An 18285-nucleotide genomic window follows, 5' to 3' on the forward strand; every position below is an offset into this window, starting at 1 on the left:
CTCCATTCGAACGGTGAACCCATTATTCAACACCCGCCGCGACGTCCACCCCCACCGCTGGCGGGTTCCAGGTCCGCGTCTTCCGCAGCGGCGCGGCATAGCTGTCAATCTTGCTGGTGCCCAGGCGCTGGCGGATGAGCGTTTCCACCAGGGCAGCCGCGGCAGCGACGCCGTCGATCACGGGAACGGGGAGCCGCCCGCTGACGTACTCCTCCAGGCCCGCCATCCCCGCGCAACCCAGGCAGATGACCTCGGCGCCGCGGGCAATCGCCCTCTCACCGGCGGCGACGAAGGCCTCCGCTGTGGCGGTCGGGTCGGCGTCGATCTCCAGGACGCCGAGGCCCGTGTCCTCGATGGCGGCGCAGTGCCCCATCAGCCCGGCGGTGGTGAGGCTGTCCTCGATTTGGCCCACCGCGCTGCTGACGGTGGTGACCACTCCGTAGCGGCGGCCCAGGAGCATCGCCAGGTGGGCGGCTGCTTCGGTGATGTCCACAACGGGAATGTCGAGGAGCTGCCGGGCGCCCTCGCGCCCGTGTTCGCCGAAGCCGGCCATGACCACGCCGTCGATGTCCGGGGGCAGGTTCTCCAGGCTGTGCAGGACCGCCGCGGCGCTGATGAAGCTGTCGTACCAGCCTTCGGCCGATTCGACACCCCACGTGGGCGTGACAGCAACCACGGTGGTGCACGGGCCCACGGCAAGCCGGGCCCGGGCTGCGGCCATCTCCGTCATCGACGTGGTGGTGTTGCAGTTCACCACCGCGATCCGGCTCATACGGCCGCCGGAATCGCCGTGAGTGGTGCCAAGGTGCCGATGTCGCGGAGCCGGGCGAGGTCGATCAGCGCTGCGGCCGTGGCAAGGTCCTGCGCGGCGAGGCCCACCGAGTTGAAGACGGTGATCTCGTCCGGGCCGGTGCGGGCGGGCGCGGTTCCGGCAACGACGTGCCCGAGTTCGCGCAGCGGCACGTCCCCGGGAACCGCCCCCTCGGCGATGGCCTGGAGCAGGTCGCCTGACTTGGACAGGGCGGTGTCCGCGCTGTCCACCACCAGGGTGCCCCGGCCCATCGCCCCGCCGTCGAGCTCACGGTGCGTGGGCCGGGGGCGGGCCCCCACCGCGTTGACGTGCTGGCCCGGCTGCAGCCAGGAGCCGCGCACGATTGGGTCGACGGACGGTGTCAGCGTGCAGAGGACGTCGCAGTTCTGTACCACCGCCCGGGGGTCGGCCGCCACCACGGTGCGGCCGCGGAGTTCTGGACTGACTGCCTCCAGGAACCGAGCCGTGGTGGCGGCCGAACGCGACCACACGATGATGTTCTCGATGGGTCTGACCGCGCTGATGGCACGCACGTGCTCGATGGCGAGGTTCCCCGCGCCGACGAGGCCCAGGGTACGGCTGTCGCCGCGGGCAAGGTAGCGGGTGGCCACCGCGGAGGCGGCGGCCGTGCGCAGCCGGGTGACCAGGGCGCCGTCGAGCACTGCCACGCATTCACCGGTGACGGTGGAGCTGACCAGGATCGTGGAGCGCTGCGTCGGCAGCCCGCGGGAGCCGTTGCCGGGGATGTCCGCCATCAGTTTCACCGCGGCGAGCCCCAGCCGGTCCGAACGGGCCGCCATGGGCAGGAATACGGCGTCGCCTTCGCCGGCAAGGGTCGACGGCGGGGGCTGGGTCATGGCCCCGGATCCCAGGTCCGCGTGCACCGCTTCGACGGCGGCCAGGACATCGACGTCGCCGATCAGGGCAGCGATGTGCTCGGCGGTGAGGAAAAGCGTCACGATGCGGCACCCACCATACGGCCTCCGGTGAGTTCCTTGAGTGACGGGGCGCGGGTGACCAGTCCGGCGTCGGCGAGGATCCGCATCCAGCGGTCGGAGGCATCCGGATCGATCTCGGTGGTGTCCCAGACGCCGCCGCGGGCCATTTCCGCCACAGCCTGCCGCAGCAGCACGGGGTCCCGGTCGGGCCAGCGGGCGGCCAGGACGGCGTCGATGTCTGTAGCGGCCGCCCCGGACACGATGCGGTCCATGGCCTCGGCGATGGCGGAGGTGAAGCGTTCGATGCGGTCGCCGAGTTCGGCTGCCCTGTCGGTGCGGCAGTAGTACACGCTGTTGGGCATGACCCCGCCTGCCTCGAGGTGGCTGAAGACGATGGTTCCCTGGCCCGCGGCGACGAGCTCCTTGGCGGACAGGAGGTCGAGGATGATCGCGTCCCCCAAGCCGCCGCGATACAGCTCGGTGAGCATCGCGGTGGAGAGATCGCGCACCCAGCGGGTTGCGGCGGGGTCGAGGCCGCTTTCGCGGATCAGCCCGGCGGTGAACTCGTACGGTGCGCTGCCGCCGGCGCCCGGCGCGAGCACCACGCGGCCGGCCAGCCAGTCAAGGCCCACGGGGCCGGTGGCGTTCCGGGCCACAATGGTCATCGGGAAGCGGTGGTTGAGCTGCCCCACCACGGTGACGCGGCGGTCCATGCCGGCGTACATGCCGGGGACCCAGAGGCCGCCAAGGGCGAGGTCCGCCGCCCCGGAATCGAGGTCGTCGAGCACACCGGTCCAGGGGTCGCATGCTGTGGCGGTCACCTGCAGGCCGTGGGCGGCGAAGATGCCCCCGACGCCGGCCACGTACTCGGGGAGATAGTTCAGGCCGTTTGCGGTGGCGGAGATGTTCAAGGTTTCCATAGGTGCCTCCAGGGGCGTTGGCGGGTGGTGGGGTTCCGCCGGGGGTCCCGGCGGAACCCCCGGGGTTTAGGAGTGGGAAGCGGCGAGCGTGTTCTCGTTGACGTCTTCGAGGGAACGGCCGCGGGTTTCCGGAGCGAACCGAGCGGCGAGGACCAGCACGGCGTACATTACGGCGGCGAGTCCGAAGACGCCGGCGAAGGCGAAGGAGCCGTAGAGGGCCACGGCGAGGAAGGGCATCACCGCGCCGGCGATGTTGCCGATGCCGTTCACGATCGACGCACCCGAGGCGCGGATCGCCGTCGGGAAGACCTCGGCGGTCCAGGTGGCCAGGGTGGTGTTGGTGACCATGGTGAAGAACTGGAACAGCGCGCCGAACACCAGGATGGTGGCGGTGCTGTTGCCGAACCCGGCGAAGGCGAGCGCCGTGAGGCAGCCGAGTACCCCGGCGACGGTGACGGCGGTGCGCCGTCCGACCTTTCCGGCGATGACGGCCGCGGTGGTGGCGCCGAGCAGCGAGCCGATATTCATGATCATCGTGTAAAGGAGGCTTTCGGACACCGAGTAGCCGCGTTCCACCAGGAGCGTGGGCATCAGGAAGTTCAGGGTGACCTGGGATCCGAACGCCATCCAGGAAGCGACGCCCAGGGCGGCCGTGCGCCGGAGGACGAGGCGGTGGAAGACAGCCGCGGGGGAGGAGCGGAGCGTTATGGGGGGAAGGTGGTCCGCGGTGAGTTCCACCTTCGGACGGTCCGTGGTGGGGCGGAGGGAATCGGAGGCGAGGATTGCGAGGGACTGGTTCGCTTCAGCCACGCGTCCCTTGGAGAGGAGGAAGCGCGGGGTCTCCGGCAGCCGCCGCCGGTACAGCACCACCAGGAGCGCCGGGACGGCGAGGATCACGAAGGACCAGCGCCAGACCGCGTCCTCGCCGCCCAGGGGAGTTTCCATCGGTCCCAGCAGGAGCAGGAACAGTCCGTAGGAGAGGAAGTTGCCCAGGCCGCCGGCGCCGACGTTGATGGCCCCGATCGCGATGCCGCGGAACCGGGTGGCCACCATCTCGGACAGCATGACGATGCCGATCATGAATTCACCGCCGATGCCGATGCCGACGATGAGCCGGCTGACCAGGAGCATCTCGTAGTCGAAGGCGCAGGCGCTCAAAAGGCCGCCGAGGGTGTAAATGAGAAGGTTGAAGCTGAGCGAAAAGCGGCGGCCATAGCGGTCTGCCAGCCAGCCGGCCAGCACCCGGCCTATGAGGCCGCCGATGACGGTGGCGGTGTTGATGGCGGTGAGCTGGACGTCGCTGATCTGCAGCGATCCCTTGATGTGGGTGGCCATGGCTCCCACCGAGTTCTGCTCGAGCGTGTTGAAGAATTCCCCGGCGAGGATCAGCATGAAAACCCAGAACTGGGCGCGGGTGAATCCGATCGAATCAAGGACTGAGGCGACGGTACCGCCCGATGACGGTGCCGGTGACGCGGAAGTGCGGGATACAGCAGTCATGTGTAACTCCACGGCATGAGATGGGGATCCGGCTCCGACAGGGTCGGCGCCGAAAGGGATACCTATTTTGTATCCCAAATGCTGTTTCGTGGAGGTTTCGAGCAGGCTAAATATTCGATACAGCCCTTATTTTACAAGGAAGTTTTTTTCTATAGGTGCGAAGTAAGAAGACTTTTTGTATACCGTATGGGCGTCGGAAGCTCCGAGATCACCTTGTTGCCGCCACCTTCGCCGCTTGCTTGGCGTTCATCCATTCGCTTAGCCACGGGGCTCGGACGCTGGAGGTGATCCGGCAGTCGGCCACGAAGGTGCCCTTGGCGCCGGCGTCGATCCAGTCCGTCAGCGCGGAAAGGTCCGACAGGGAACGGACCACCGCGGACTCGGCGCCCAAGGCCCGGGCGATCCCGCTGAAGTCCACCTCGGGGATCAGCATCGGCTTTTCGGTCAGGCCCTGGGAGCCGTACTGGTGGATTTCGGCTCCGTACGCGGCGTCGTTGTAGATCACCACGATGGCGCTCTTCGCCGCACCGATCAGCGATTCGAGGTCGGCCAGGCCCATCAGGAAACCGCCGTCGCCGGAAGCCAGCACCAGGGTGCGGCCGTCCTCCACGGCACGCGCCACCCCGACGGCGCTCGCGAGGCCCAGCCCGATGGCCTGGAAGGCGGTCCCCACCATCACCAGGTCCTGCGGCCGGGGAATGTTCCAGTACATGGGTGCCCAGCCGAGGAAGTGCCCGCCGTCCTGGACCACCGTGCGGCACTCCGGCAGCACGGCGTCCAGCGCGGTGGCAAGGGCGCGCGGGTCCAGCCGTCCGTCCGGCGTCTCGTCCGAGCCCGGGTGGTGGGCCGGTGCTTCGGCCAGACGCTTAGAAGCTTCCGCGCGCCAACCTTGAGCCGTAGCCGCGTCATCAAACAGTTGAAGAAGGCGTCCCGCGGCAGCCTTCGCGTCCGCGCTGACGAACAGGTCAACCCGGGGATTCGTGGGCTGCAGGGCGCTGTCAATTTGGTTCACCGTGCTGTCTGCGCCCAGCAGGTGCCCGAACCGCTGGGTGAACGGGCTCAGGCTGGCACCGGCCACCAGGACCACGTCCGCCTCGCCCATGAGCCCGGCCGCCGTGTCGGTGCCGAAACCGCCAGCGACGCCCACGTACCCCTCGCCTCTGAGGAGGTTGAGCGCCAAGGCGGTTCCGGCCGTCAGGGCGCCGAGCCGGTCGGCGAGTTCGCGCAGTTCCGGTCCGGCGCCGGCAAGGTGCGCCCCGCGGCCGGCGAGGATCAGCGGACGCTTCGCCCCGGCGAGAAGGCGGGCCACCTGCCCAAGGTCCGTGGCGACGTCGTCCGTCACCTTGGCACCCTGCGGCTCAGGAAGTTCCTCGTCTTCAGCCTCGAGGGCCGCGAGGTCGTAGGGGATGGCAATGACGACGGCGGTGCGCTTGGTGAGTGCGTACTCCACCGCCTGCTGGGTGATGGAGCCCGCGGCGTCGCGGGTGACGGTGAAGGTGGCCGCGCCGAGGCCCGCGGCGATGGCCGCCTGGTCCACGTCCTGTGGTCGGGCGCCGCTGCTGGGTGCGTCCCCGGTGACCAGCACAACGGGGATCTGCGCCTGGACTGCCTCGGCCAGGGCGGTGAGCGCGTTGGTGTAGCCGGGGCCGTAGGTGGTGGTGCCGGCCGCGAGCCGCCCCGACGTGCGGTTGGACCCCGCCGCGCTCGGCTACGAACTCATGGCCTTCCTCTCGCTCTCCATCAGCCAGACGCGGACCGGCGCCGTGGAGGACGGGCTCGCGGCCATCCCGGACCAACCAGATCCTGGCCATCGACGGGATCCAGCGGACCAGCACCGCCATTTCCGTCGTCGAACTGATGCCGCCCGGTACGACCGGACACTGCGCGCCCACCCTCCGTGCCGCAGTGACCGGCCTCCCGTCCTACGTCCCGGGCCGGCGCAGCGCCGGCACGGACATCGCGGCCCTTGCCAGCAACGAGAGCCACTACGAGCCCCTGCCCGCGGCCACGGCTGCGGTGGTGGCAGCGGCCGGTGCCATGAACCGCTACCCGGACATGGCCGCCGTCGAACTCCGCGAACGGATTGCCCGCCACCTTGGTGTCACGGCCGAGGAGGTTGCGGTGGGACCCGGCAGCGTGGGCGTCCTCCAGCAGATCACGACAGGACTGTGCAATGCCGGAGATGAAGTGATCTTCGCGTGGCGCTCCTTCGAGGCCTACCCCATCCTGGTGGAGCTCGCGGGCGCACGGCCGGTCCGCGTCCCGCTGGACCACCTGGAGGGCCACGACCTCGATGCCATGGCCGCCGCCGTCACCGACCGCACCAGGGTCATCCTGCTGTGCACGCCCAACAATCCCACCGGCGTGCCGATCAGCCACGACCGCCTCGAGGCCTTTGTCCGCAGCGCATGTGGGCATGCGCCAGGAGCGGCAGCAGACCGTTGTCACCTATGAATCGGTCTTGGTCGACTCTTTGCAACTGGATCAAACCAAGACTGCCAATGCATTGATGGCCGGCCGATTACGGCCGCTTGAAGACCACCCGCAGCTGCCGCAGACACTTCAGGCGTTGGTGGATAACGATTTTTCCCGTCCAAAGCCGCGCGGAGCCTCTTTGTGCACATCAACACAGTGGCCCACAGACTGAAAAAATACAGACCTTAACCGGGTATGACCCGTTACGGCTAAATAACCTGCTGGAACTTGCCCTCGCTCTGCGTTACCGCAACCTCACACGAGGCGACATTGAGCGGTTGTAGGGCCTTGCGGTGGTTGGCGGGTTCCCGGTGCGGGGGACCCGCCAACCACCGGTCAGCGGCTGGCGCCCAGTTCAGACCATGCCTTGTTGCGGTGTTCCGCAAGATCGCGGCGCGCCTCCAGGGCATCTTCGAGGCTTACCGCCTGAAAGGTGGTGGCCGTTCCTGGTGCCGCCCTGGCAACGAGATCCATATCGGCGCTGATGACGGTGCCCACCATGGCGTAGCCGCCACCCGAGACGGCATCCCGGTGCAGGATGATGGGCTGGGTGCCGCCGGGGATCTGGATCGATCCAACGGCGTACCCCGCGTCCACAATGTTGGATGGGTCCGAGCCTGCACCGAATGGCTGTTCGCGCTCTTTCCATTTCACGCCGGGCCCGGAGTAGCGCAGGCCCATCCGGTCAGCCACCGGCGTCACCTTCCACTCCTCGTTCAGGAGGTTGCCCAGGCCTTCGTCCGTGAGGCGGTGGTCGTACAGCCCCAGGACGATCCGGACCTGCTGCTCTTTGGCAAAAACGGGCCGGAATTCCTCCGGAACAGAGTCGGCCGGAGGGAGTTTTCCGTCGTTGAGTGGAGCGCCCACGGGAATGACGTCCCCCGCCTCAAGCTTCCGGCCCTTGAATCCACCGATCGCGCCGAGGCTGTACGTGGACCTGCTGCCCAGCACTTCGGGAACGTCGATGCCGCCCTGCACTGCGATGTAGTAGCGGGTGCCGCCCTGGATGACGCCGAACGAGAGCTGGTCTCCGGCTTTCAGCAGCAGGCGGGTCCACTGGGGCCGTGACTCCCCGTTGACCTTCACGTCCACAGGGGCTCCGGTGACGGCGATGACGGCATCGCTGTCAGTGGTCAGCACGGGGCCTAGATAGGTGCACTCCAGGACTGCTTCCCGTGCGGTGTTTCCCACCAGGGCATTTCCGAGTTCAGCCGAGTACTGGTCCATGGAACCGCTTTGCGGGATGCCCACGTTGTAGTGGCCGGTGCGTCCCTGGTCCTGAACGGTGGTGGCAAGGCCCGGGTTTCCAATTTCAAATGCCATTGAGGGCCTCCATGAGTTGGCGGTTGTAGCCTTCGGGATCGGCCAGTGCCTTGGACAGCTCGAAGGTCACGGGCGCCTGGCGGTAGCGGAAGGTTCCGGCGGAGATCTCGGCCTGGATGGCGTTGTATTCGGCCTCCGTCACCGGTTTGAATTTCACGATGTCCCCCGGACGGAAGAACACCATGAAGTCCTTGAAGTCTTCCAGCGCCTGGGCAGGGTCAAAGATGGGGGCGGCGGCCACGCCGAACATCTGGTACCCGCCAGCGCCGCGTACTGAATAGATGCAGCCGAAGCATCCTCCGTGCCCCACGGTCAGTTTGGGCGTGTCGGTCCGCGGGCTCAAGTACTTGGGTACTTCCAGCTGCTTGTCCTGTTCCACCAGCTGGAACATGAACGGCAACCCGGCCACAAAGCCCACCATGGAAACCAGCCACGGCTGTTCGTGATGCCGCTGGATGAACTCGGCGGCGTCCTTGAGGTTGTTGACCTTGGCCGCGTAGTCGATGTCGGTTCCACCGGGCTCCTGGTGGAACCCTTCCCGGAAGCGCTCCGCCACCTCGGCGGTGAAAGGATCGTCGTACCAGACGGGGACCTCAACGATCCGGGTGTCGAGCGTCTGCTCCTCCTCGTTTCCCAGGTCCTGTTCGAAGCTCCGGATGGTTTCTTCCAGGGCCGACGGCGCCAGCACGGCGGGATCGAATCTCACCAGCAGCGAGGCGTTCGCCGGGCAGATGTCCACGACGCCGGCAATCCCGGCGTCGGACAGCTTGCTGGCGAGCGACATGACTTTGAAGTTGGCGGCGAGGCTCATGGCTTCCGCGACCTCTACGAACAGGAATTCGTCGCCGCCCCAGGTATAGCGGGCCTGCTGCACGGCAGCAGTGCTTGGGCTGGTCATTGTGCCTCCATTAGGTCCGCAGCGGTTTCAATAAACTTCGAGTGGTGGGTCACGGCTGCAAATTCGGGCCGTGCGAGCAACGTCTTGTGCACCGGGATAGTGGTCTTGACCCCTTCGATGTGCGTTTCCGCCAACGCAGAGAGCATGGCGGCGGTGGCTGCTTCGCGGTCAGCGGCGTGGACGATCAGCTTGGCGAGCATGGAGTCGTAGTACGGGCTCACCACGGATCCAGCCTCGACGCCGGTGTCCACCCGGATGCCCTCGCCGGACGGCCATTCCATGGCCTGGATGCGGCCCGGGCTGGGGAAGAAGTTGTTGTCCGGATCCTCGGCGTTGATGCGGCATTCGATGGCGTGGCCGTTGAAGTGCACGTCTTCCTGCCGGACCGACATGGATCCCGTGGACGCGATGAGCAACTGCTCGCGCACCAGGTCGATGCCCGTGATCTGCTCGGTGATGGGGTGCTCCACCTGGATGCGCGTGTTCATCTCAATGAACGCGGCTTCGTGGTTGATCGGGTCATAGAGGAATTCGACGGTTCCGGCCCCGCTGTAGCCGCATTCCCGGGCGAGTTCCACCGAGGAGTTCCGGATGGTCTCGCGCACGGCGTCGGGGAGGTCCGGAGCCGGTGCTTCTTCAATGACCTTTTGCGAGCGTCGCTGCATGGAGCAGTCCCGGTCTCCGAGGTGGATGAAGTTGGTGCCGTCGCCCAGGACCTGCACCTCCACGTGGCGGGCATGCTGGACGAAGCGTTCCAGGTAAACGGTGGGGTCGCCGAAGACGGAGGCCGCTTCGCCGCGTGCCATCTCGATCGTCTCCAGCAGTTCGTCTTCGCTGTGGACGAACCGGATGCCGCGGCCGCCGCCGCCGGCCGAGGCCTTCACCACGAGCGGATAGCCGATCCCGCGGGCAACTTCGAGGGCGTCGGCCCCGGGGTCGAGGGGCCCGTCCGAGCCCTTGAGCACAGGGACGCCGGACTTCCGGGCCGATTCCCTGGCCAGCGACTTGTTGCCCATCATCTCGATGGCCGCCGCGTCGGGGCCGACCCAGATCAGGCCGGCGTCGACCACCTTGCGGGCGAACGAGGAGTTTTCGGAGAGGAAACCGTAGCCCGGGTGGACGGCGTCACAGCCGTTGTCCAGCGCGGCCGCGATGACGGCGTCGTGGTTCAGGTAGCTGGCCGTGGCAGGGGCCGGGCCGATGACCGTTACATGGTCAGCCGAGCGGGCCGCCAGGGAATCGGCGTCGGCTTCGCTTGCCACCACGACGGTCTCGATGCCCATGTCGCGGGCAGTGCGGGCAATTCTTACCGCGATCTCGCCGCGGTTGGCAATCAGTAGTTTTTTCACAGCTATCCCTCGCGGATGACGATGATGGCATCGCCGGGGTTGACCATGTCGCCCTCATTGACCTCAAAGGACTCAAGGACGCCGGCCACATCGGACTGGATTTCGGTGAACTGCTTCATGATTTCCACGATGCCCAGGGTCTGTCCCACCTCGATGGTGTCGCCTTCGTTAGCGAACGGCGGTTTGCCCGGGCCGGGCTTGCGGTAAAAGATTCCGGGAAGCGGGGAGACGATGGTTGCCACTTGTTTTTCGCTTTCAGCTGGTGGGATAGGTCAGAGGGAGCCGAGGACTGCGCGGACGGCAGACGCAACGGCGGTGGAGTTGGGTGCGTCGGAATGGACGCAGATGCTCTGGAAGGAGATGTCCAGTTCCGTGCCGTCGACGGCCAGGACGGGCTTCCCGCTGATGGCGCGCCGGACGCGCTCGGCGGCGGCTTCGGGGTCGGTGGGTTCCGGACGGCGCTGGATCAGGAGTTCGCCGGCAGCCCCGTAGTTCAGGTCAACGTAGAGTTCGCCAACGAATTCCACACCCATCGCCCGGCACACCGTTTCATGGGCTGTGCCGGCCAGGCCGTAGAAAGGGACACCAAACTGCTTGGCTGTTCCGGCGGCTGCCTGCATCAGTTCCTCGTCACCGGCCAGCATGCCATAGAGGGCGCCGTGGGGTTTGATGTGGTTGAGTTCGAGCCCGTATTTTCCGAGGAATGCGGTGAGTGCCCCGGTCTGGTACAGGATGATCGATTCGACCTCTTCGGGCGTGAGCGCCATGCGGCGGCGTCCGAACCCCACCTTGTCCGGAAGGCCGGGGTGGGCGCCGACGGCCACTCCATGCTCCGCGGCAAGTGCCACAGTGCGGTTCATGACGTCGGGATCGCCGGCATGGTAGCCGCAGGCGACGTTTGCGACGTCGATGATGCGCATCAGCTCCTCGTCGTTGCCGAACTCGTGAAGACCGAGCCCTTCGCCCATGTCGGAGTTCAGGAGTGCACGGCCGGAAGTGTCAGGGGGCACAGTTTTTTGCATGGGGGAAACGCTACCCAACGGTAAGGACTGCGGGTATGGTGCAGACTGCTGAATCTGCCGGCTCCAACTGTTGAAGTTGCACTAATGGTCGGGTGAATCCCGTCCCTCTGGAGGCTTATATGCGCATTTCCGATCTGGTGAAGGACCCCGATCTGAATATCCGCTTGCGTGTGACGGGAGGCGAGGGCCTGCTGGACCGGCCCATCACGTGGTGCGCTCCGACGGAGCATATGGATCCCACGCCTTTCCTTAGCGTCAATGCATTGGTGCTGACGAATGGGATGGGCCTGAACGTCAGGGACTACCGGATTTGGGACGCCTACGTTGAGCGGCTCATTTCGATACCTGTTGCCGGGCTCGTCTTCGGCCTGGGCGCCGCACACCGTGAGCTTCCCGCCGGTTTGATCCAGGCATGTGAGGCCCACGGCCTGCCACTGCTGGAGCTGCCGCCGGACGTGCCCTTCCTGCTGGTGATGCGGCACGTCGATCTGGTCATCGCCTCGGAGCGGCATGCAGAGATGCGTGCGGGTTGGGAACTGGCCGACGAATGCACCCGGCTTGCGGCCGACGGCCACTCCCTTGCCGGGGTTCTCGAGCGCGTTGCCCACGCCGTCAAAGCGCGGGTTGCAGTTGTCGACCACAACTCCTTCGAGCTCCTTTCAGCCGGAGCAGCGGGCGCCGAGACGGCCCGGAGTACGCTCCGGCTCCCCAGCGGTGACTCCCACCGCTTCCAACTGATCATTGAGGGGATCAACAGCAGCGTGGTGCTGCAGCCCATTTTGGGGCCGGTGGCAGCCGTTATCGCCATGCAGCTGAGCTACACACTGGGGTCACGCTCACCGCTGCATTCGCGTGAGGCCGCCCGATTTATCGAAGCGCTGTACGAGGGGGCAGGGGCCCCCTCCGCGCCGCTGCGCCGCTATGCCGTTGAAACCGGCTTCGAGCCGGACGGGGAGTGGGGCGCGGTCCTCATCGGCGGGGCCGAACAAGAAGCCCCGGCGAAGCTGAGAGCTGTCGCGTGGCGCGCGCGCGTGGGACTCCAGGACAGTTACGGCACGGTGCGTTTCATGGAGGAATCGGGGCTCACCACCTTGCTGGTGCAGCAACCGGCGGGCTCGGTCGAGCTGATTGACGCCGTCCAGCGGTTTTTCACCGACGCGCCGGAGCTGTCGGTGGTTGTCTCAGAGTCCGGAAGCCTCAGCGAGTTGTCCCTGGCGCTCCAGTTGGCCCGACGCCAGGTAGGAAGGCCCGGCGTTCGCCGGGCTCCGGTGGCCGACCTGGCAGGCATTGTGCGGGGGCTGCCCAGCCAGGGCCTGCTGGGGATGTCCCACCGCCTCCTGGCGCCGCTGGCCGCAGACAGCAGCGGAGCACTGCGCGATACCCTGGACGCCTACCTGCGCCACAGCGGAAGTTCGCGGGAGATCTGCAATGAGCTCTTCATCCACCGGAACACGCTGAGCTACCGGCTGCGGAAAATCGAAGAACTCCTGCACATCGACCTGTCCGACGGCGAGGTTCGCGCCACCTGCCTGCTCGCCCTGAGCATCGTGGGTGCCGGCAGCTAACAGGACCGCCGGGTTAGCCCGCGCAAACTTTCCTTGCAGGGCGGAAAATGCGGGAATTACGGCGTTCCGGAGGGATCGGGGCAGGCTTGGGCGCTGCTTTCCCGTACGTGGAGCGTCGGCTTCAGTCTGACTGCTTCAACGTCCTCACCGCGGAGGACACGTTGAAGCAGCTGAACAGCAGTGCGACCGATGTCAAGCATCGGCGAGCGCACGGAGGACAGCGGAATGGGCAGTTCCGCGGCCAGCGAGGTGTCGTTGAATCCCACCACTGCCACGTCCTTGCCCACGGTGAGGCCGTGGGACCGCAGAGCTCCCATCGCGCCGATGGCGGCGAAGTCGTTCACGGCGAAAAGGGCCGTCGGCCGGCGTTTCGAGAGAATCGCTTCGGCTGCTTCACGGCCTCCGGCGGTGTCGAATCGGGACCAGACGACGTCGGTGTCGTCGATCTCGCCGCCCAAGGACTTCCACCGGTCCACGAAGCCGGCGGTGCGATCAATAGCCGTGCTGGCATAGGGTTCCCCGGCGATCACGGATACGTTTCGGTGGCCGGTATTCCAGAGGTGCTCGGCGACCAGCTCGCCGCCGAGGACGTCGTCGCACGTGGCCGAGGGGTACCCCTGTGCCCGGCGGTTCATCAGGACGAATGGAACTTTCCGTGCCGTCAGTTCCGGCAGCAGGCCGCTGCCCAGATGCGCATCGCCGATGATCAACCCATCCACCCTTCGAGCCAGCATGATGTCGGTTTTCCGGCGCTGTTCGGCAGGGTCATCCAGGGAGTTCATCACGAAGGTGGAAAAGCCGAGCTCAGCTGCGGACTGCTCAATGCCCTCGTACATGGTGGCAAGAACCAGGTCTGACAGCCGGGGAACGATCACCCCGAGGAGGCCGGTCCGCCTGGTCCGGAGGCCCATGGCCTGCGGGTCCGGGGAGTAGCCGCGTTTCCGTGCCAGCTCCCGCACGCGCTCTGCAGTAGCAGCGGAGGCTGCTCCCTTTGCCACGTCCGAGCTTGAATGCAGGACCCTGGAGACCGTGGACGGATGAATTCCGAGCTCGACCGCCAGGTCCTTCAGCGTGACCGCCTGGCCCCCTGCGCCGTTGTCCTTCATTCGCTCCCCAACATGTTCTCCAATTGCACGCCAGGAAAATCTTCCGCAAAACCCTTGACGTGCTCCGACTCACAATTTTACAGTTACGAAGCGCCACCCAATCGATTGGGTAAGTGTGCGCCCCGTCCCTCGACGTTACTGGTTTTACAATCCCGAAACGTTGACGCGCAAACCCGGAAACATCCCTTGAATACTTTTTAGCCCTGCCAACCCAATCGATTGGGTTGGGCCTGCTGACCGCAGGTGCACGACCAAAACGGAGTGGAAATGACCGTCACAGATTCGCAAGCCCACGTGGTGCTGCTGGCCACCGGAGGAACCATTTCCTCGCGGTCCACGGTCCCCGGGGCGGGCGCGGTGGCCTCGGACACCGGAGAACAGGTGTTCGCCAGCCTCGGCTCGGCGGCCTCCTATCCGGTGCGGGTGGTTGATGTTTTCCAGAAGGGTTCGTACCTGCTGGCCGTGGACGACATGATCACTATCTGCGCAACCATCAGGGAAGCGCTCGAGGATCCCGAGGTGCTGGGCGTTGTGGTGACCCATGGGACCGACACCATGGAGGAGACGGCTTACCTCGCCGAGCTTGTCCATGACGATGAGCGGCCCGTGGTGTTCACCGGGGCTCAACTGGCGGCGGACTCGGCTTCCCCTGACGGGCCGGCGAACCTGGCGCGCGCTATCGCCGTCGCCGGTTCTCCCAAGGCGAGGGGCAGGGGAGTGCTGGTTGCCTTCGCCGGCACGGTGTTCCCGGCCAGCGGAGTCCGGAAAAGCCACACGACGAGGCTGGAGGCCTTCGCCAACCCCGATTTCGGAGCCGCCGGCCAGGTTTCCGATACTGGGGAAGTCCGGCTCTGGGAGGCTCCTCCCAGGCATGCGCCGCTGCCGTTCACCCGGCCTGAAGCCGGTTCACCGCGCGTGGACGTCATCCCTTCGTACCCCGGGGCGGATGCCACCCTCCTGCGGGCCGCGCTGGAGGCCGGCGCCGACGGGATTGTCCTGCAAGGGACAGGAAACGGCAATGCCAATGCCGAGTTGTGTGCCGAGGTCGCCGCGGCCACCGCCGCGGGAGTCGTCGTCGTAACGAGCACGCGCGTCGACGCCGGAGCCGTGGTGCCCGTTTATGGCAATGGCGGAGGCGCGGACCTGAGGGCGGCGGGCGCCATACCCTCGGGACTGCTCAGACCTTCCCAGTCGCTCATCCTGCTCAGCCTTCTGCTCCGGCTCGGCACCCCGAGGGACCGGATCGCACAAGTTTTCGCCGGCAGGGCAAACCTTCCTGCCCGTCCCGGTGAATAGGCACAAGCACCAACTACAAACACACTGAAAGGTAAATACCCATGGCAAAGGACATACAAGTAGCGTTCGGCGTCGACGTGGACGCCGTCGCAGGAATGCTCGGCTCCTACGGTGGCGAAGACTCTCCGTGCGATATCTCCCGCGGGCTTTTCAGCGGAGAAGTCGGCGGACCCCGGCTCATCCGGCTGTTCGAGAAATACGGGCTCCCGGCCACCTGGTTCGTGCCCGGCCACTCCATTGAAACCTTCCCCGAACTAACCCAGATGATCGTTGACGCCGGACACGAGATCGGCGTTCACGGATACTCGCACGAAAACCCCATCGCCATGACCCGGGAACAGGAAACCGCCATCCTGGACCGTTCGATCGAGCTGATCGAGAAGGTCTCCGGTCGACGGCCCACCGGCTACGTCGCCCCATGGTGGGAGTTCTCCCCGGTCACGAACGAGATCCTCCTCGAGCGCGGCATCAAGTACGACCACTCCCTGATGCACCGCGACTTCGAGCCGTACTACGTCCGCGTCGGCGACAGCTGGAAGAAGATCGACTACACCAAGGACGCCGAAACCTGGATGGAACCGCTGGTCCGCGGCGAGGAGACGGACCTGGTGGAGATTCCGGCGAACTGGTACCTGGATGACCTGCCTCCGATGATGTTCATCAAGGCGGCTCCGAACTCCCACGGCTTCGTCAACCCCCGCGACATTGAGCAGATGTGGCGTGACCAGTTCGACTGGGTCTACCGGGAAATGGACCAGGCGGTCTTCACCATGACCATCCACCCGGACGTGTCCGGGCGCCCGCAGGTCCTGCTCATGCTTGAGCGGCTGATTGAACACATCAACTCCCACGAAGGCGTCCGCTGGCAGACGTTTGACCAGATTGCTGACACCTTCCTTGACCGGAACCCACGTAAAGGAAGCAACTCATGAGCACGCCCACCACGCGGATTGACCTGACGCCGCCCCAGTCGGACGAGAAGCGCAAGCTGCCCCCGTTCTCCAAGAAGAACACCACCATCGCCACCACCATCGCGCTCCTTGCTTGGACCGTGGCAGTCTTCGACTACGGCCTCTTCGGCACACTGCTGCCGGCGATGCAGGAGGACTTCGGCTGGACCGAAACCGAAGCCTACGCAATCAACACCTGGATCGCCGTCGGTACCGCCATCGTCTGCTTCGGCATCGGACCGGTCATCGACCGGCTCGGACGGCGCAAGGGCATGATGGTCACCGTGGGCGGCACCGCCGCCGTCTCGGGCATCACCGCGCTGATCCCCACAGGCATTCCGTTCATCAGCAACGGGCTGATGGTCCTGGTCCGTTCCTTCGGTGGCCTTGGCTTCTCGGAGCAGGCCGTCAACGCGACCTACATGAACGAGGTCTACCAGGTCACCGAGGATGAAAAGAAGCGCAAGCGTCCCGGCTTCTACTACTCCTTCATCCAGGGCGGCTGGCCGCTCGGCTTCCTGCTGGCCAGCGCACTGGCCCTGGCATTCCTTCCCACCCTTGGCTGGCGTGCCCTGTACCTCATGGCAACCGTCCCGGCATTCCTCATCGTCTGGGTCATCTCGAAGAAGCTGAAGGAAACGCCCCAGTTCGAACTCCACCACAAGCTCACGGAGCTCGAAAAGCAGGGTGACACCGAGGCAGCTCACGCCCTGGCGAAGTCCTACGGCGTGGAGCACTCCTCCACGGCCCCGCTGAAGCGCATTTGGGAACCGCACCTGCGCCGGAACACCATTGTTTTCTCCCTCGCCTGGATCCTGAACTTCTTCGGCATCACCATCTTCAGCGTGCTGGGCAGTTCGGTGCTGAAGAACGCCAAGGGCGTGGAACTCTCCGATGCCTTCTGGATGCTCATCGTCATCAACCTGCTCGCGTACTTCGGCTACGTCTTCCACGGCTGGCTCGGCGACCGGATCGGCCGTAAGAAGACCATCATCGGCGGCTGGATCATCTCCGGTATCTCCTTCGCTGTCATGCTCAGCCCGATTGCCACCAGCCCGTTCATGATCATCCTCACCTACGGCGCCGGCCTGTTCTTCCTGGTGGGTCCCTACGCTGCGATCCAGTACTTCATGGCCGAGTGCTACCCGGTCAGCTGCCGCGCCACGGGAACCGCGTTCATCGGCGCCATGAGCCAGCCCGGCACCATCATCGGCGGTGCCATCTTCACCGCCATCGCCGCCGGATCCGGCACCGGGGCTGCCGCCCTGTGGGTCGGCGCGCTGGGAACACTGATCTCCGGATTGCTCATGTTCGCCGCCAAGCCCCCGGTCGAAGCCCTCCTGGAGGACCACCCCCATGACGTCGCCTAACAGAGTTGCCATCATCACCGGCGCTGCGAGCGGGATAGGCCGCGCCCTTGCCGTCCACTATGCCCGCCAGGGAGTGGCGTCAGTCATCGGCACCTTCCCGGGAGATCCGCACGATCCCGAAGAAACCCTTCGCCTGGTCAAAGAGGCCAACGGTGAGGCTGTCATCCAGGAGGTGGACGTCCGGTCCACCGAGTCGGTGGAGGTCTTTGCCCAGCGGGCCGTGGACGAGTACGGCCGGCTGGATTACGCCGTCGCCAATGCGGGGATCCTCCGCAACGCCTCGCTGGGCGAGATGACGGACGAGCGCTGGAACGACATGCTCAACGTCGATCTCACCGGAGTGCTGCGCACCCTGCGTTCAGGCGCCGCCAGGATGACAGACGGCGGCTCCATGGTGGCCATCTCCTCCATCGCCGGCGGCGTCTACGGCTGGGAAGAACACTCCCACTACGCGGCCGCCAAGGCCGGGCTGCTTGGCCTGGTCCGCAGCGTGGCCGTGGAACTGGGTCCGCGCCAGATCCGCGCCAACGCCGTGATCCCCGGGCTCATTGAGACCCCGCAGTCCCTGGACCCCGTCAACTCGCTGGGCCCGGAAGGGCTCAAGCGGGCCGGGAACGACATCCCGTGGGGCCGGGTGGGCAAACCGGAGGAAGTGGCCAGTGTTATCGGCTTCCTGACTTCGGATGACGCGCGGTACGTGACCGGACAATCCCTGATCGTTGATGGTGGCCTCACCGTCAAGATGCGCGCCTAGGAGCAGGA

Annotated in this window: 16 protein-coding genes and 4 pseudogenes; 8 read left to right on the forward strand and 12 right to left on the reverse strand. The window is 66.0% G+C overall.

The annotated features are described in order from the left end of the window. Positions 1-22: 22 nt before the first annotated feature. The 6 genes and pseudogenes from BACI348_RS05805 to BACI348_RS20990 all read right to left on the reverse strand — a co-directional run. Positions 23-772: an aspartate/glutamate racemase family protein gene (locus BACI348_RS05805; RefSeq protein WP_159824357.1), complete on the reverse strand. Its 750-nt coding sequence runs from the start codon at positions 770-772 to the stop codon at positions 23-25. Beyond that, positions 769-1770, reverse strand: a complete 1002-nt coding sequence (locus tag BACI348_RS05810) for an ornithine cyclodeaminase family protein (RefSeq protein ID WP_159824358.1) — start codon at positions 1768-1770, stop codon at positions 769-771. The genes BACI348_RS05805 and BACI348_RS05810 overlap by 4 nt, the downstream gene beginning before the upstream one ends. Then, entirely contained in the window at positions 1767-2669 is a 903-nt protein-coding gene (locus BACI348_RS05815) for an ABC transporter substrate-binding protein (protein WP_159824359.1), read from the reverse strand. The genes BACI348_RS05810 and BACI348_RS05815 overlap by 4 nt, the downstream gene beginning before the upstream one ends. Positions 2670-2735: 66 nt before the next feature. Next, positions 2736-4169, reverse strand: a complete 1434-nt coding sequence (locus tag BACI348_RS05820; protein WP_236557464.1) for an MFS transporter — start codon at positions 4167-4169, stop codon at positions 2736-2738. Between the two features lie 208 nt (positions 4170-4377). After that, positions 4378-5754 (reverse strand): thiamine pyrophosphate-dependent enzyme, encoded by a 1377-nt coding sequence (locus BACI348_RS20895; RefSeq protein ID WP_328699917.1) that lies wholly within the window; start codon positions 5752-5754, stop codon positions 4378-4380. Further along, a pseudogene (locus BACI348_RS20990) lies at positions 5752-5811 on the reverse strand (hypothetical protein); the annotation flags it as partial. The pseudogene BACI348_RS20990 and the gene BACI348_RS20895, both read right to left, overlap by 3 nt. A 43-nt stretch (positions 5812-5854) precedes the next feature. On the opposite strand from BACI348_RS20990, the pseudogene BACI348_RS20995 reads away from it, so the two are divergent. From BACI348_RS20995 to BACI348_RS21080, 3 pseudogenes are all read left to right on the forward strand, one after another. Then, positions 5855-6047: pseudogene (locus BACI348_RS20995) on the forward strand (Lrp/AsnC family transcriptional regulator); the annotation flags it as partial. Next, positions 6027-6575: pseudogene (locus BACI348_RS05835) on the forward strand (aminotransferase class I/II-fold pyridoxal phosphate-dependent enzyme); the annotation flags it as partial. The pseudogenes BACI348_RS20995 and BACI348_RS05835, both read left to right, overlap by 21 nt. Positions 6576-6764: 189 nt before the next feature. Next, positions 6765-6833 (forward strand): annotated as a pseudogene (locus tag BACI348_RS21080) (helix-turn-helix domain-containing protein); the annotation flags it as partial. Between the two features lie 147 nt (positions 6834-6980). On the opposite strand, the gene BACI348_RS05845 reads toward BACI348_RS21080, so the two are convergent. Genes BACI348_RS05845 through pxpA form a run of 5 tightly spaced genes read right to left on the reverse strand, consistent with a single transcriptional unit; the run spans position 6981 to position 11236 of the window. Continuing rightward, on the reverse strand, positions 6981-7967 hold the full coding sequence (locus BACI348_RS05845) for a 5-oxoprolinase subunit C family protein (RefSeq protein ID WP_159824360.1): 987 nt from the start codon (positions 7965-7967) through the stop codon (positions 6981-6983). After that, positions 7957-8865 carry a 5-oxoprolinase subunit B family protein gene (locus tag BACI348_RS05850; RefSeq protein WP_159824361.1) on the reverse strand — a complete coding sequence of 303 codons (909 nt, stop codon included), beginning with the start codon at positions 8863-8865 and terminating at the stop codon, positions 7957-7959. Before BACI348_RS05850 ends, BACI348_RS05845 begins: the two co-directional genes overlap by 11 nt. Beyond that, positions 8862-10214 carry an acetyl-CoA carboxylase biotin carboxylase subunit gene (locus BACI348_RS05855; protein ID WP_159824362.1) on the reverse strand — a complete coding sequence of 451 codons (1353 nt, stop codon included), beginning with the start codon at positions 10212-10214 and terminating at the stop codon, positions 8862-8864. The genes BACI348_RS05850 and BACI348_RS05855 overlap by 4 nt, the downstream gene beginning before the upstream one ends. A gap of 2 nt (positions 10215-10216) precedes the next feature. Beyond that, positions 10217-10456 carry an acetyl-CoA carboxylase gene (locus tag BACI348_RS05860; protein ID WP_159824363.1) on the reverse strand — a complete coding sequence of 80 codons (240 nt, stop codon included), beginning with the start codon at positions 10454-10456 and terminating at the stop codon, positions 10217-10219. Between the two features lie 30 nt (positions 10457-10486). Then, positions 10487-11236 (reverse strand): 5-oxoprolinase subunit PxpA, encoded by a 750-nt coding sequence (pxpA, locus tag BACI348_RS05865; protein WP_236557465.1) that lies wholly within the window; start codon positions 11234-11236, stop codon positions 10487-10489. A gap of 119 nt (positions 11237-11355) precedes the next feature. Here pxpA and BACI348_RS05870 point away from each other — a divergent pair, with 119 nt between their 5' ends. Beyond that, entirely contained in the window at positions 11356-12801 is a 1446-nt protein-coding gene (locus tag BACI348_RS05870; RefSeq protein ID WP_159824364.1) for a PucR family transcriptional regulator, read from the forward strand. A 56-nt stretch (positions 12802-12857) separates the two neighbouring features. Here the strand turns inward: BACI348_RS05870 and BACI348_RS05875 are convergent, their stop codons facing one another. Then, positions 12858-13907 (reverse strand): LacI family DNA-binding transcriptional regulator, encoded by a 1050-nt coding sequence (locus BACI348_RS05875; protein WP_159824365.1) that lies wholly within the window; start codon positions 13905-13907, stop codon positions 12858-12860. A 267-nt stretch (positions 13908-14174) separates the two neighbouring features. On the opposite strand from BACI348_RS05875, the gene BACI348_RS05880 reads away from it, so the two are divergent. Genes BACI348_RS05880 through BACI348_RS05895 form a run of 4 tightly spaced genes read left to right on the forward strand, consistent with a single transcriptional unit; the run spans position 14175 to position 18277 of the window. Continuing rightward, complete coding sequence (locus BACI348_RS05880) at positions 14175-15203, forward strand: asparaginase (protein WP_159824366.1); 1029 nt, start codon at positions 14175-14177, stop codon at positions 15201-15203. A 41-nt stretch (positions 15204-15244) separates the two neighbouring features. After that, on the forward strand, positions 15245-16135 hold the full coding sequence (locus BACI348_RS05885; protein ID WP_159824367.1) for a polysaccharide deacetylase family protein: 891 nt from the start codon (positions 15245-15247) through the stop codon (positions 16133-16135). Then, the gene (locus BACI348_RS05890; protein ID WP_159824368.1) at positions 16132-17523 is read left to right on the forward strand and encodes an MFS transporter; all 1392 of its coding nucleotides are present in this window, start codon (positions 16132-16134) and stop codon (positions 17521-17523) included. Before BACI348_RS05885 ends, BACI348_RS05890 begins: the two co-directional genes overlap by 4 nt. After that, positions 17510-18277, forward strand: coding sequence for an SDR family NAD(P)-dependent oxidoreductase (locus BACI348_RS05895; RefSeq protein ID WP_159824369.1), 768 nt, complete (start codon positions 17510-17512; stop codon positions 18275-18277). Before BACI348_RS05890 ends, BACI348_RS05895 begins: the two co-directional genes overlap by 14 nt. The last annotated feature ends 8 nt before the right edge of the window (positions 18278-18285 follow it).

The sequence above is a fragment of the Arthrobacter sp. 9AX genome (genome assembly GCF_902506095.1).
In the GTDB taxonomy this organism is placed as follows: domain Bacteria; phylum Actinomycetota; class Actinomycetes; order Actinomycetales; family Micrococcaceae; genus Arthrobacter.